Here is a 13,155-nt window from a genome sequence, read left to right as displayed (position 1 = left end):
CGTTGAACTCACACGTGAAAGCGGAACATTGAAAGGTAAACGAACGATCTGGGATGGACGTTCGGCGGTTCGAACTGCGTTATACATGGCAATATTATCGGCAGCACGAAGCAACGTGCGGATAAAAGCCTTTTATGATCAGTTGGTAGCCCAGAGGAAAGTGAAAAAGGTCGCATTAACAGCCTGCATGAGAAAGCTAATCACGATCCTGAATGCGATGCTCCGAGATAACAGTGAATGGGTGATAAACTGACCAGCACTCATTGACTTTAAATACAACTGCTCCTTTGAAATACAATAACCGGTTAAAAACGATGTCATGCAATAGCTATAACATTCGATAAAACGAATATGTAAGCGCAAGATTTTTAGACACAGATAGGGTTGCCGTTGGTGGTTGCGTTATCCCGTTCAGCCTGACGGGTCAGTTGCAGAAGCGCATCCCGCTGACAAGGGTAAGCCTACTCAATAAAGGCTGCCGCCCAGGCCGGCATATGCGGGGAAAGGCGATAATGGATCCACTTCCCCTAGCACCGGTCATGCAGGATGCCCCTTTCTTTCAGCAGGGCAAGATGACGGGACATTTTTAGCTGGGATTTCTGCAGGATAGCGGAGAGCTCACAAACGCAAAGTTCGCCTTTTTCACACAGCAGGGGGATCAGAGCCAGACGGGTTTCCTCAGCAAGAGCCTGGAAAAACATAAGGGGGTAGCAGTGACATATTAACTCCTGTTCAGTCAGAAGATGGTCTGAGGGTAAAGAAAAAGATTAGCAATTATATGTATGGATAAATGCATATGAATCGGCCAAAGTAGAGGTGCGGTTCACGTAATACGACAGGGTGGCAGCACTGCCCGGGTACGCTGCCCGGTTCGCCTCCCAAAATCCGTGGCAGGCGCCATTTCTGTCGGCTACTTAATATAACCTTAGATACGGAACAGTTAAGATGGCAAAAGTCAGCATAAGAAAGATGAACGATGAAGACTGGAATGCAGTCAGGGAGATTTATCAGGAGGGGATTGCTACCGGCAATGCCACCTTCCAGATGGTACCACCGGAATGGCAGGAATGGGACAGCGGTCATATCAGGGAATGCCGTTATGTTGCCTGTGTTGAGAACAGTGTGGCGGGATGGGCTGCATTATCTCTCTATTCCCGCCGGAATGCATACCGCGGCGTTGCTGAGCTGAGCATTTATGTCGGTTCCGGCTATCAGGGTTGCGGAGTGGGCAAAGCGCTGCTCTCGGAGCTCATCAGAGGATCAGAAAAGGCCGGGTTCTGGACCATATTGGCCGGCATATTTCCGGAAAATAAGGCAAGCATTTCCCTGCATCTCGGCCTGGGATTCAGGGAGGTTGGCTGCAGGGAAAAGGTTGGGGAAATGAATGGCGTATGGCGCGATGTTCTGATTTTTGAACGCAGAAGCCGTGCGGTCTGTTACTGAACAAGCCTCCGCTGAGCGGAGGCATCCAGGGTATTAACATTATTCTACGGAGATGGCCTTGGGATTCTGCATTATGAACTGACTGCAGAAGACGGCTGCCAGACCGCCGCACAGCGGAGCGCACCAGTACAGCCACTGGTTATCCCAGTACCCCATGGCGAAAGCCGGGCCGAAACTTCTGGCGGGATTCATGCTAGCACCGGTTAGAGGGCCGCCGATAAAGGCATCCAGAAAGACCGCAATGCTGATGATGGCGGCATTCCGTGTTGTCAGGATGCTCATGATTAAAAAAAACGTCATGATCCCCTCAATGAAGAACGCGTTATATAGGGATACGTCCATATGAACCCGGGTTACGCCTGCCAGCAGCGCATGACCAAACACGGCCTTCAGGCACAAGGCTGCAGCACTTGCGCCCAGCAGTTGAGCCAGGACGTAGCTCATTGCCGAGCGCAGAGAGCAGGCCCTGATTAGATAAAAAATCATGGTGACCACTGGATTCAGGTGTGCCCCGCTGCTGGCCGAGAACAAATTTATGCAAAAGTAAACGGCCAGACCAAAACTGAGCGCTATACCGAAATTGCCAATTACCTCGCTGATTTCATTGACAGAAATGGAACCGACACCAATCATAACCAGCATGAATGTACCGAGACATTCCGAAAGCACATCACGGGATTTACAATTGCATAAAGTCTTCATGGGTCAGTCCTGAAGGATGCGGTGAACGGGTGTCGGCATACCGGGACTGAACGCATTATGTTCCCGGAAGATGACCTGCGATTCTGTCAGTGAGGCCGTATGTTTGACCGCCGCCTCCACGATCGCATAAATTTCAGCCGGCTGCCCTTCAGCGCGGGCATTGATGAGTGCGACACAGGCTTCTGCCGGATCGCAGCAACGCTCATCAAACTGGATTTCTTTATGTATGTCGACCAGGCTTGCTTTTGTGAGTGTCACGCCGTTACCCAGTGCTATTTTAATATGACCAATCACCCGGTTACTGAGTGAGGGGGCAGATCTCAGATTCTCAAGACAGGTCCGGATCCAGACATCAGGCGCAATAAGCCGGTCATTGGCCGTCAGGTCCAGGCTTATATCCACCCACGCCATATCGGCTTCAGCGGCCCCGTAGGTTTCATAATCAATCTCCAGAGGCGTGAGGGTATATGCAGACAGCTGAGGCGTGAAGATGAGCGCATCGGCAAATTCAGCGATGCCGTCACCGGTCTGCGAGGAATAGGTTATAACCGGCTTGGCCGGATATTGCTGATGCAACGCCGCAATAAACGCTGCCCGGTCGTCGTCAGGAATACTGTCTGACTTGGAGAGGCCAATTATCTGCGCATCTTCTATCTGCTTTGTAAAAAGGTAGCTCAGACGGGTTCCAAGCAGGCGCTGCATATCAGCGTAGCGGTTGCCGTCCAGCACCACCGGAAAAGGCAGCACTTCCAACTGAGCGCCGTAGTACTTTTTAAGCGGCCTGATGACCGTTGAAACCAGATCCGTACAGCTGCCCACGGCTTCTGCAATAATGACGTCCGGTTGTTTTTCTGCAATCAGGCCCTGTACCGCTTCTATCAGATCTTCAAATCGGCAGCAAAAACACCCGTTCCCGACCTGCCTGGTCACTATGCCCTTACCTTCACCCATTTCGGTATCAATCAGCAGGCTTCCCTGGTCATTGGCAATGTATACTGCGGACAGTCCTTTTCTTTCAACATGTGAAATCAGCCTAAGGGCCGTCGTGGTCTTTCCGGCCCCCAGAAATCCACTCAGCAGTAATATTTTTACTTTTTTCATTGTGGCCACCTTATTTTTTGAGACTGCTCACAAGGTAATAACCCAGTTTGTGTTCAATAAATGATGAAGCCTCCGGCTCTTTTTCCTGCAGCTCAAAATACTGCTTTTTATATTCTTCGCTGTTTTCAAGCATCTGGGCGTAACGCAGGTTTTTATCATCCGTATGGTTTTCCACCACGAAAGAGGTAAATTCGTTCTGCTCAAGAGAGGTGAGGTTTTCACTCAGTAGCAGGCTGCCTGCGCGGCATCCGCTCATAAGGTTGATGTTTTCACGGATGTTTTGCGGAACGGTTTCGTACGCAACAAAGTCCGTGTAAATGAAAATGCCGCCTGGTGACAGGACGCGATGAATCTCCTGCAGAACCTTATTCCTATCCGGCACCAGGTTGAGGACACATTCGCTGTAAATGAAATCAAAAGCGTTATCCATGAAGGGGAGATCCTGAGCATCTGCAACGAAAAATGCCATTTTCTCCGTGAAGGGGGCGTCCGTTTCAGCTTTTCTCTGACGGGCCAGCTTGATCATATTGTCGCTAAAGTCGATGCCGATTATTTTCTCCGGCTGATGCAGAACTGGCGCGGCGTCGAAAAGAGTGGTCCCCATCCCGCAGCCGATATCCAGGATGGTTGATGGCTGCCGGGCCGCAATGTAGCGGAGGATGCTTTCCGTGGGGGCGCCGGGAGAAAACTTATCCGTTCCCTGAGAATATCCCGATCCCCCGAGGGCAGCCTGATTGTAAAACTCCCTGATGGGATTCAGCGCCGGCGCTTTTGCCGGGGCACAGCAGTTAGTGGTGGTCATGATGAGAGCCTCTGGTTACGCAAACAAATACAGCGCCTGTGAGCAGCCACAGGGCGGCGGTGACATAAAAGATGGAGTTATAAGACACGCGATCGACGAGAAATGCGTTCAGCATCGGGCCGATCACCATACCAAAACTGCTGGCAGAACCCAGGAAACCCATGATCCTGCCCATACCGTTCTTCTTACCGGTTTCCACAGACAAAGCCGACACGCCAGCCATGCACAGCGCCACACTGACGGCAGTCGTGCAGACAAAGAAGCAGAGCCCAGCCCAAGCCGCGTATCCGCTAATCACCGGGGTGAGCAGAAGACTTGCCGACATGCTGACGACCGAGATAAGGATACAAGTTTGCCTGGAGTGCCGATCGACGAGTCGCCCGAAGGGGATCTGAAGCCCAGCCATGATGAGGCTGTTTACGGCAATAAGGGTTCCCAGAACGGAGGGAGACAGATTCATCTTCAGCGCATACAGAGGGAAGAAGGAAATGATGAAAATATCAAAGACGGCAATGACGGTATTGAACAGTGCCAGCACAATGACGCCGCGGGTCAGGGTGACGCTTGTCTGCCGTGCACTGTCCGGTGTCGCTCTGCTCTGTGACGTATTCTGCGTCGGGTGCTCGTGTGGCAGCAGGATCACAACCAGCAGGGAGATAAGTGAGAGAAAGAAAAGACACGAAAAGGCTGCACGAAAGCCCCAGTACTGGGCTATGAAACCGCCCGCTACCGGACCGAACGCGCCGGCGGACAGGATAACCGTATTGAGTATGCCGATGTAATATCCTTCCCTTCCCCTGAGGCTGATATTACCCATGTAAGCCATGGCCATGGGCAACATCATGGCGGAGGCGATACCGTGCAACAGGCGGGCGCCGAGAAGGGTAACGGCATCACCGGCAAAAAAATAGGTTAGCGAGACAAAGGGATAGACCACAAGAGAGACGATAAGCGTCGTTCTCGCCCCGTATTTTTCTGAGAAAAACCCTACGGGCGTGCCGATTATCAGCCTGACAATGTAAAAGCCGCTGAAAAGGAAGCCGATCGCATAGGTTGATATACCCATGGTGCCGGCATACGGAGCCAGCAACGGGGCAATAATCCCGGTTCCGCTGACAAGCAGAAAAACAGCTGTGCAGAGGAGCAGTTGCATCCTGCGATTATCGCGGGTGGATTCACTGACAGCATTCAACGGTGAAGTATTCATCTGACTCGGTAATCCTTTCAAGCGGATCTAAAGAGGATGCACTGGAGATAATGTAAGAACCCAGTCGGGTGTAGTTGCTGGTCGTCCGGGTGACGAAAGAACCCGCCGGAAAAGCCCGCTGCACCGGATAAGGGCAGGACTTATAACGGACATACCCGTCTTCAGCGGCAAACAGAAAGATACTCATGGCCGATGTCGGGCTTTCTGTGACACAGCCCAGTGCGGTAAGAACGTCATCCACGGAATGCCCCAGCGACAGAAGCAGCGCTGCCTCGAACAAATCCAGCCCGGTGGTGAGCCGGACGAGATCGGCAATATTGTCTCCTCCGATACGGCCGTTAATTTCTATCAGGCCGGGCACACCTTCGTGCAGCTTGATTTCGGTATGCGTAACGGCATGCCGGATGTCCAGCTGTTTGTGAAGGGAAGAAACAAAAGATTTTATGGCGTTCCGCTCTTCCGGACTTATGCGTGCCGGTACCAGGTGAGCTTTTTCAACACTGCCCTGAGTAAACTTTTCAGTAACGGCAATAACGCGCGTGGATGACACGTCAGATAATGCTTCCACGCTGAACTCCCGGCCCTCCAGATACCGTTCAATCAGCGTCCGGCCTCCCATCGCCTGAAGGACATGGTTCTTTTTCAGATTACCGATGATGCTGACCGCATCCCAGAGCTCCTCTGTGTTCCGGCAGATGTAGACGTGGTTACTGCCGGCATCATTTTCCGGTTTGGCCACTACCGGAAAATCCATACCTTCAGTGTCACTGAGCAGCGCGCGAATGTTTTCATTCACAACGTAAGGCACGGTGTCGAGCGGCGTTCCCCGGAGCGCGTTTCTGACGCTGGATTTGTTTCTGCAGATGGCCGCCGCCTGTTCAGACAGAAAGCAGGTGCCCGCCAGGGTTGCGATTTTCGCTGCCAGCTCGGTACGGTACTCATTCAGCGTAAGAACAGAAACCAGGTGCATGCCGTCCTGCAGGAGAGCAGTTATCTGATTGGTAATACCGTCACTGTCATTGAGGTCTGCCTCAATGGCTCTGTCCACAAAGCAGAGTTCTTTCAGGGATATACGGGTATTGATCAGCAGCACCCTGTAACCGTGCTTTCTGATGATGCGCGTTTCCTGCTCAGGGTCTCTGCTTCCAATAAGAACAACATAACCGTGTTCCATTCTCAGCCCCTTATGAACAGCACGAAGAAGAACCCGAAGGCTTCTCATTCTTGACGGTTTCACTGTAGATATACGAAAGCTTTACGCTGGCGATAATGGCAAAGACGGCATCAATGTTATCCTGCCCGCCTCCGGCGTTTTTATATTCAAGCATCAGTGCTTTTGCCTCTTCCGGTTTGTCCATTGCCAGCAGCACGGCCATTTTGATCAGGCCCAGCGTGCCAGCTTCCAGAGTGGATTTTTCCTGCGCAAAGGCAGTCAGCTTTGAAAATTCATTAATAAACATGTTGATTATCCTGTCAGCATTTGAGACAGCAGCGCTTGAACACGCCTTCTTCAGCCGGGGTGACACTTGCAGCGTAAAGCTCATCAACCCACGGATCGTTGTGGGACCAGTCATAGTGGAAATCGTATTCAGTGAGGCTGACATTTTTTATGTCATCCGAAAGAAGCAGGGGCGAGCCTTTATAGAGCGACAGGCGGGTTTCAAACTGAATGGGGTCAATATCGTCACGCAGGTTGACGCCGTCTATCCACTCCTGGAAATGCTCCATGTCCCTGAGTCCCGCCCAAGGGTTATACATAATGAATGTGGGGTTCAGCATGATGCCGGAGCTCTTCATTATGCGGATGGCCTTCTCCGTATCACGGACGGTGACCTGCTTGTTGAATATCCTCAGGACATTGTCGCTGGGGAACTCCAGCGCGGAAGTGATAATTCTTACGTTCAGATCCCTCAGAAGCGCCATGCGACTTTCATTTTCAATAATGTGATCCACCCGGGTCGTAATATCGAATGTCAGTTCAGGGTGGATTTTGTGAAGATCGGTGAGAATTTCTATTCCGTAATGCCGGGTACTGAACCAGTCTGCATCAATAAAGGTCAGGTGCGTCATGCCTCCGTCGACCATGTTTTTGACATCGTCGATGATAATGTCAGCGGGAATTTTTATCACCCGACCGTCATAAGCGGCGTAGACCGAGCAGTACAGGCATTTATGCTTACATCCCCTTGCCAGTTCTGTTGACCCGACAGTAACATCTTTTCCGAGCAGCTTGTTTAGCTGCTTATTGGGATATTTATCCAGTGAAGGGAGGATTTTCCGGTTGGGCACACTGAAACCTTTTTTGGAAAAAAAGGGCGCCGGTTCAGTGATATCGCCTTGATTCATAACGCCGGGCAATGATATGCGGGCGCCGGTAAAAAGGGCGTTAATCAGGGATTTCATGGTTAACTCCCAGTCGCCGAGGATACAGAAATCCGCTCCTTTCTCTGTCAGTCGGGTCGCATGAATGGTGGCATGCTGGCCATAGAAACACACTTTTGTGGCCGGATTCAGGCGTTTTATGGTTGCGAGCAACTCAACCCCCGGCATCACCGCATCGAACAGCGGCAGTGAAATAAAAATGAGATCCCGCCCTCTGATTTTTGATTCATCCGGCCCGTGTACGTAGGTATCCAGGACGTCAATGTTAGTGACAGCGGCTTCCCCTGCCAGCGCCTGGTAGGCCGTAGAGATGGTTATCGGCTGGTAGCCGCCTTCAAAGATGGAAACAAGCAATACATTCATCCGTTCACCTGCGCGAAGTTATATAACATATGGCGAATGTTTTATGTGTTAGCGGATGATAACCCGCTGGATAGTTTCGACTTACTTATACCACCCCGCGCAAATTATTGTCAAAGAACGTAATGTATTGTGTATATAATTGATTTTAAATAACATTAAATCTTGGTGAATACAGATGACTAAGAAATAGCATAAATCCGGCTAATAATTTTGTCTTTCCGCACAGAGCATCATGCTAATTAATTTATTCTGCACCAGAATAAATGTTTTCAGTTCGTTCAGCCGCCTTGCCTAAAAACTGGACTTCGGGTGAATGACAGTCAGTTTTATGGTATTTTTTCCATTGCCTGAACTCAGAATTTCGATTCCGGAAAGGACTTATCCCGGGCGGTTTGATGTCTGGCGACAGAAGGCATGATATGTTTTAATTTTTATCAAATCTGACTACCGGCCTGACAATATGATCCCACCATCTGCCTTTTACCGGCTGCTTTCAGACGAGAGTCGCCTGAATATCCTTCTCCTCCTGAAGGAGTCCGGTGAGCTGTGCGTATGCCACATCTGCGCGTCGCTGGATAGCTCCCAGCCGGCAATATCCCGTAATCTCGCCATGCTGAAAGGCGCCGGCGTTCTGACCGACCGCCGCAACGGAAAATGGGTTTACTACCGGCTCTGTGAGTCATTACCGGTGTGGATGCACGATATTCTTGAAATAACGCAACGACAAAACCAGCACATATCCGGCCAGGTACGGCAGGACCTGCCGGTTCATTCGAATTAACCCTGACGGCAAACGGTATGCTGGCGGCTGTCGGGGCGGGGGTGAGCTGTTCCCTGCCCGTAAACTGCTTAACAGCAGAATGCATGAAACGCATGCAGTGCGGCCTGTAAGCTTCAGTCTGGTATGTTTTTACAGAGATGCTGGCTGTATAGCCTGATGCAAACAAGCAGTGTGCTTGTGCTGCCTGAGGCTGCAGTTGTTAAGAATGATTACGGCTGGTTGATTTTTTTGGGATGCCATCGTAATGATCCCCATGATCACCGCGACAGACTTTATTGGAAGGGAAACTCGCAGTTATCCGGCTGATGGGATGTCAGGGCACATAAATCATCCGTGCCCTGAGTTTGTTATTTTTCTTTAGGTTTACAGGGTTTAACCCTCGGATTATTAACGGGATTTTTTTATTATCCCGCTGGCACTGATCGGGCTTTCCTGTCGAATCAGCAATTCGTTTAGGACCTGGTTTTAGACCAATAATATTCATCCTACAGACGTTAAAAAAAATCCCTGAGTGGATATATTAGAAGCTGCAAAAATAATCAAGTAAGGTAACTGCTCCCATATTATTAAGTGACAAATGCGTGAGCAATGTCCGTAACTGGCACAGACCTGCCTGTCAGATTAGCTTTGGCTTGTGCCGTAGTTGTGTCAGGTCAAGTCTGAGCTAATATAGCTAACGCGCCTGCGGCTTGTTCAACTGGCGTCGTCTGCACAAAAGATTTGAGCAGCCGTCGCCAGTTTCCGGTTTCTTTATCCTTCTTTGACTGTCAGGACATCCAGAGATTTCAGCAACCACATCATGTCAGTGGCATCCGCCACATTGATATACCAACGTGCTCCCCGTACATACTCATTATCATCCGGCCAGACGGTATTACCCGTAATGGTGATCAATAAATCCAGCGTGGCCCCTGCATTATCTTTCAGATGTACGGAAACACAGTTAAGCGAGCCCACCCGATGCGGCCGCATCGAGAGAAGCGCCGGTGACTGCAGGCGCTTTCGGATACGGTCGCAGAGCGTCATAAGCTGACCATGATCAGTGACACCGATACGGGCCTCTCCCTGAGGTGGCACATCAAACATGACGGCCAGACTCACTTCATTATCATTGACTACGGCAGGTGGTAACATTCCCAGTCGTCTCATACCGCCCTCGCCTCAATGAGTATTCCCCGGGCCTTATCGAGCTTTCGGGCAACGTGGAACGCCGCTTCCAGTTCAGTACAATGGTATTCATTCATCAGCGCACGCCGCTCCGCTTTTTCTTCTTTTTCTGTCATTCCGAGTGCCAGGTACAGGCTGGGCGGCACAGCCCTGAACAACGCCTCCACCCTTTTGGCCAGGACCACACCTTCGGTATAGCAACGCGGGAGCTTGGTCGCCGACAACAGCATGGCTTTTTGCTCCACCGTGAGCTTTTTAAAACGTGAAATTTGCTCAACTTCATCCGGCGGCATGGTCAGACACAGCCACCATTCGGCCATGTTAAGCATTTTTTCCGCTGTATCCGGGTAGTCCGCAAGGTTCTGGGTGGCCAGCCACAGCCAGGCGCCGAGCTTACGCCACATTTTTACCACCTTGGTCATGTAAGGCGACAGCAGCGGGTTCGTGGTCACGATATGGGCCTCATCGATAACCATATTGATTTCACGGTCAAGATACTGGTCACGTTCGGCAATGTTGTTCACCGTATTGACCAGCGCAATGACCGCCACCGCCATCTGCGCCTCGTAACCTTCGCGGGCAAGCGTTCCCAAATCAATCAATGTGACGTCCGTCTCCGGCCACGGCGTACCTGGACGGTTAAACAGCTCGCCCTCAAATCCTTCGGTGAACATGCGCAGCGCTTCTGACATTTCTTCCGCACGCGCCCGCCGGCTGGCCGTTCTGCGTTCGCGGCCGTCGGCATCTTTTGAGTTATCGCGTGCAATATTTTCCAGCGCATGCATCAGATCCTCAGGCAGCATTTGCCGGTTCTCATTAAAGGATGTGCGCGCCGCCGCGAGGATAGCTTCACGCAGCATCCCGCGATCGGCCCGTGTCATGCGGGCCTCCTCGGCCACCTCCCCGCCGGTTACCATCAGACGCGCCGCAATTTCCATTTCCCCCAGGATGTCACGTTTTTCATCGTCTTCCTCATCGCCCGTGCCGGCATCAAGCTCGGGCAGGGCTGACTCATCAATGACCAGCTCATCGGGTGAGGCCTGGAGCAACAGATGGGCATCGGCGAAGGGGGCCAGCGAGACACCTTTCCCCGGCTTCACACTGATTTTATTGACGGTCAGCCCCAGCGACTCACAGTAATCTGCAAACAACCCAAATGAGTTACCCGCCTCCAGCAGGAATAACCGGGAACGGTGTACTGCCATCAGTTGAGACAGCGAAGCACAAAGCGTGGCCGATTTACCTGAACCGGTTGGCCCGAACAGCAACAGGTGCGCGTTCTGCGTGCGGTCATCTTTGTTCATCGGGTCGAAGGTCAGCGGAGCGCCGCCGCGGTTGAAGAAGGAAAACCCCGGATTACCGGTGCCGGTATCGCGGCCAAACACCGGTAACAGGCAGGCAAAATGCTGAACAAACGTCAGCCGGCTGTACCAGTGGTTTTTATCCACCGACGGGTTAAAGCACATCGGCATGGCACGCAGGTAACCATTTAGCGGGGCCACATCGTGCTCAGGATTCACCGGCTGCAGCCCGGCATTGAGCAGTTTTGCACTGATATCGAGATAGCGCTTATCGAGGCTGTTGAGGTCGGGGGCGCGCAGGAGAAACGTCAGCGCAGACCGGTACAGTTTATGCTGGTCGCCCAGGTATTCCCGGGCTTTCTTGGCATCCTCGCGGGCGCGGGTAGATTCAATATTTTCCCCCATGGCGTTGCGTCCCAGACGGCTGAACTCTTCTTCCAGCACGTCCTGAGGCTGTACAATCAGCGTCATAGCGATCATGGTACCCTCAGGCATCAGGTCCATCAGGGTATTGATGTTCTCCCCCCGCCGCACTTCGCCGGTCAGATGTCCCGTTTGCGGCGCGCGGCGTAAACGCTCAACCGGCACGGCCTTATGAGCGACGTTATCAAACCACCATACTCCGCGCTCGGCATCGCTGCGCGGGCGCGTAAACCACAGCGTTTCGCTAAAATCATTCAGAATAGGCAGGCTGTCCGATTCGCCGTCGTCGTGCCGTGCAGCGCGGTAAAGCACATCGGGAGCCACCCACTGTGGACTCGGGTTAAACCAGCGCAGCAGCCAGCTGTGGATCTGCTCTCCGTTTTGTCGCTCACAGCGAATGCCGGCGCCGGCCAGCGCCGAGGTCAGCCGGTCACAGACCTGATTAAGCAGGACTGCCGGTGGCAGCGGGTCGCGGGCGTTTTTCTCAACGTATCGGTAGATAACCATGCGCGTGCGGCGGGTCTGGCCACGCCATGGCGCACCGGTGACAATTTTGTCCTCAAAAAGCCCCTTCTCTACGGAAATACTTTGCATATGTCGTTCAGTTTCAGCCAGCCAGGCGCGGGTAAACGGCGTTCCCTGTGCCCAGGGTTTAACATAGCCCCGTAACTTATCCATATAGGCCGTCACGTCAGTTTCATCCTGACAGTAAAACTGCACTACCCACTGGTTCCCGTCGAGCTCCGGCAGGCTGTCCTGCAGCGCATCCTCCACCACGTCGCGGATTTCTTCCAGACGTTCGGCCGGACGTCCCTCGGTACCCACCGGGATCACCTCAAACACGGCGCCGACGGACACGCCGTCATCGAGAAGCAGGCACCGCCCCTCCGGGAGATATTCGCCCCAGGGCATATAATCAATAATCGACGGCTGCAAGCCATAAGCTCTGGCCTCATCGCTGTGTGTAAAACGCCCCTCACGGCTGAACGGCTCATGTCCCTCAACCGCGAAGGGTCCGTTGCCGGTAAGCTGTACGTCTGAAGTGTCGGGTTGACGACGAAACAGTGAAAACATTACAACTCTCCCGTGCGTTCACCCGGCAGGGCATATTGGATCTGGCTGTAGAACGGAAACACCGTGCTGTATCCCGGCACCGGCGCATTGCCATCGGCAATGTGCGGGTACACATACATCACCATGTCCGGATTGGGCAGACGTGGAAACGTCTGCTGTATTTCATTTTCCTGCGTTCGGCTGTAACTTTCCGCCACCTGCGTTGACGTGGTGCGTTCGCGATCGTTGAGCGACCGGCGAAGCGTAGTGCGTCCTTTCCCGGTCGCGTGCGTCGTCGATGCGCCGTCATTCCACAACTCCAGCATGGTACTGTCGCCCGGAGGCAACATCGTGTCTTTACTGGTACTGCAACCGCTCAGCAACATAAGTACCCCTGCATACATCAGAAGTGTTCTTCTCTTTTTCATTC

At 52.4% G+C, this 13,155-nt stretch carries 12 protein-coding genes and 2 pseudogenes; 3 read left to right on the top strand and 11 right to left on the bottom strand.

Annotated elements, in window-relative coordinates; genetic code table 11:
- Positions 1-7 precede the first annotated feature (7 nt).
- A pseudogene (locus AC3Y5R_RS05145) lies at positions 8-253 on the top strand (transposase); the annotation flags it as partial.
- Between the two features lie 115 nt (positions 254-368).
- On the opposite strand, the pseudogene AC3Y5R_RS05140 reads toward AC3Y5R_RS05145, so the two are convergent.
- Positions 369-701 (bottom strand): annotated as a pseudogene (locus AC3Y5R_RS05140) (metalloregulator ArsR/SmtB family transcription factor).
- A gap of 244 nt (positions 702-945) precedes the next feature.
- Between AC3Y5R_RS05140 and AC3Y5R_RS05135 the strand changes: the two are divergent.
- Positions 946-1,443: a GNAT family N-acetyltransferase gene (locus AC3Y5R_RS05135; RefSeq protein ID WP_489920425.1), complete on the top strand. Its 498-nt coding sequence runs from the start codon at positions 946-948 to the stop codon at positions 1,441-1,443.
- Positions 1,444-1,482: 39 nt separating this feature from the next.
- On the opposite strand, the gene AC3Y5R_RS05130 is transcribed toward AC3Y5R_RS05135, so the two are convergent.
- The 7 genes from AC3Y5R_RS05130 to arsL are packed head-to-tail and all read right to left on the bottom strand — an operon-like array spanning position 1,483 to position 8,000.
- A complete protein-coding gene (locus AC3Y5R_RS05130) occupies positions 1,483-2,145 on the bottom strand; it encodes an MIP/aquaporin family protein (protein ID WP_187514494.1) in 663 nt (220 codons plus the stop codon).
- A 3-nt stretch (positions 2,146-2,148) separates the two neighbouring features.
- Positions 2,149-3,246, bottom strand: a complete 1,098-nt coding sequence (locus tag AC3Y5R_RS05125) for a GTP-binding protein (RefSeq protein WP_489920424.1) — start codon at positions 3,244-3,246, stop codon at positions 2,149-2,151.
- Positions 3,247-3,256: 10 nt separating this feature from the next.
- The gene (arsM, locus tag AC3Y5R_RS05120; RefSeq protein ID WP_187514496.1) at positions 3,257-4,048 is read right to left on the bottom strand and encodes a putative arsinothricin biosynthesis methyltransferase ArsM; all 792 of its coding nucleotides are present in this window, start codon (positions 4,046-4,048) and stop codon (positions 3,257-3,259) included.
- Positions 4,035-5,255, bottom strand: a complete 1,221-nt coding sequence (locus AC3Y5R_RS05115; protein ID WP_489920423.1) for an MFS transporter — start codon at positions 5,253-5,255, stop codon at positions 4,035-4,037. Before AC3Y5R_RS05115 ends, arsM begins: the two co-directional genes overlap by 14 nt.
- Positions 5,224-6,429, bottom strand: a complete 1,206-nt coding sequence (locus AC3Y5R_RS05110; RefSeq protein ID WP_489920422.1) for an ATP-grasp domain-containing protein — start codon at positions 6,427-6,429, stop codon at positions 5,224-5,226. The genes AC3Y5R_RS05115 and AC3Y5R_RS05110 overlap by 32 nt, the downstream gene beginning before the upstream one ends.
- A 10-nt stretch (positions 6,430-6,439) precedes the next feature.
- Positions 6,440-6,715: a hypothetical protein gene (locus AC3Y5R_RS05105; RefSeq protein WP_187514499.1), complete on the bottom strand. Its 276-nt coding sequence runs from the start codon at positions 6,713-6,715 to the stop codon at positions 6,440-6,442.
- Positions 6,716-6,728: 13 nt separating this feature from the next.
- A complete protein-coding gene (gene arsL / locus AC3Y5R_RS05100) occupies positions 6,729-8,000 on the bottom strand; it encodes an arsinothricin biosynthesis radical SAM protein ArsL (protein ID WP_489920421.1) in 1,272 nt (423 codons plus the stop codon).
- A 460-nt stretch (positions 8,001-8,460) separates the two neighbouring features.
- On the opposite strand from arsL, the gene AC3Y5R_RS05095 reads away from it, so the two are divergent.
- Positions 8,461-8,781 carry a metalloregulator ArsR/SmtB family transcription factor gene (locus AC3Y5R_RS05095; RefSeq protein ID WP_489920420.1) on the top strand — a complete coding sequence of 107 codons (321 nt, stop codon included), beginning with the start codon at positions 8,461-8,463 and terminating at the stop codon, positions 8,779-8,781.
- A 750-nt stretch (positions 8,782-9,531) separates the two neighbouring features.
- Here AC3Y5R_RS05095 and AC3Y5R_RS05090 read toward each other — a convergent pair.
- The 3 genes from AC3Y5R_RS05090 to AC3Y5R_RS05080 are packed head-to-tail and all read right to left on the bottom strand — an operon-like array spanning position 9,532 to position 13,153.
- Positions 9,532-9,930: a hypothetical protein gene (locus tag AC3Y5R_RS05090; RefSeq protein ID WP_489920419.1), complete on the bottom strand. Its 399-nt coding sequence runs from the start codon at positions 9,928-9,930 to the stop codon at positions 9,532-9,534.
- Positions 9,927-12,746 carry a conjugative transfer ATPase gene (locus AC3Y5R_RS05085; protein ID WP_489920418.1) on the bottom strand — a complete coding sequence of 940 codons (2,820 nt, stop codon included), beginning with the start codon at positions 12,744-12,746 and terminating at the stop codon, positions 9,927-9,929. The genes AC3Y5R_RS05090 and AC3Y5R_RS05085 overlap by 4 nt, the downstream gene beginning before the upstream one ends.
- Positions 12,746-13,153 carry a TIGR03751 family conjugal transfer lipoprotein gene (locus AC3Y5R_RS05080; RefSeq protein WP_489920417.1) on the bottom strand — a complete coding sequence of 136 codons (408 nt, stop codon included), beginning with the start codon at positions 13,151-13,153 and terminating at the stop codon, positions 12,746-12,748. Before AC3Y5R_RS05080 ends, AC3Y5R_RS05085 begins: the two co-directional genes overlap by 1 nt.
- Between the last annotated feature and the right edge of the window lie 2 nt (positions 13,154-13,155).

The sequence above is a fragment of the Erwinia sp. 009765445 genome (assembly GCF_058137865.1).
This window is presented reverse-complemented; position numbering and strand designations above follow the sequence as displayed.

Excerpts from the sequence above, each read along its gene's own strand:
- AC3Y5R_RS05135 (WP_489920425.1), top strand. The coding sequence starts at position 946 with ATGGCAAAAGTCAGCATAAGAAAGATGAACGATGAAGACTGGAATGCA.
- AC3Y5R_RS05130 (WP_187514494.1), bottom strand. The coding sequence starts at position 2,145 with ATGAAGACTTTATGCAATTGTAAATCCCGTGATGTGCTTTCGGAATGT.
- AC3Y5R_RS05125 (WP_489920424.1), bottom strand. The coding sequence starts at position 3,246 with ATGAAAAAAGTAAAAATATTACTGCTGAGTGGATTTCTGGGGGCCGGA.
- arsM (WP_187514496.1), bottom strand. The coding sequence starts at position 4,048 with ATGACCACCACTAACTGCTGTGCCCCGGCAAAAGCGCCGGCGCTGAAT.
- AC3Y5R_RS05115 (WP_489920423.1), bottom strand. The coding sequence starts at position 5,255 with ATGAATACTTCACCGTTGAATGCTGTCAGTGAATCCACCCGCGATAAT.
- AC3Y5R_RS05110 (WP_489920422.1), bottom strand. The coding sequence starts at position 6,429 with ATGGAACACGGTTATGTTGTTCTTATTGGAAGCAGAGACCCTGAGCAG.
- AC3Y5R_RS05105 (WP_187514499.1), bottom strand. The coding sequence starts at position 6,715 with ATGTTTATTAATGAATTTTCAAAGCTGACTGCCTTTGCGCAGGAAAAA.
- arsL (WP_489920421.1), bottom strand. The coding sequence starts at position 8,000 with ATGAATGTATTGCTTGTTTCCATCTTTGAAGGCGGCTACCAGCCGATA.
- AC3Y5R_RS05095 (WP_489920420.1), top strand. The coding sequence starts at position 8,461 with ATGATCCCACCATCTGCCTTTTACCGGCTGCTTTCAGACGAGAGTCGC.
- AC3Y5R_RS05090 (WP_489920419.1), bottom strand. The coding sequence starts at position 9,930 with ATGAGACGACTGGGAATGTTACCACCTGCCGTAGTCAATGATAATGAA.
- AC3Y5R_RS05085 (WP_489920418.1), bottom strand. The coding sequence starts at position 12,746 with ATGTTTTCACTGTTTCGTCGTCAACCCGACACTTCAGACGTACAGCTT.
- AC3Y5R_RS05080 (WP_489920417.1), bottom strand. The coding sequence starts at position 13,153 with ATGAAAAAGAGAAGAACACTTCTGATGTATGCAGGGGTACTTATGTTG.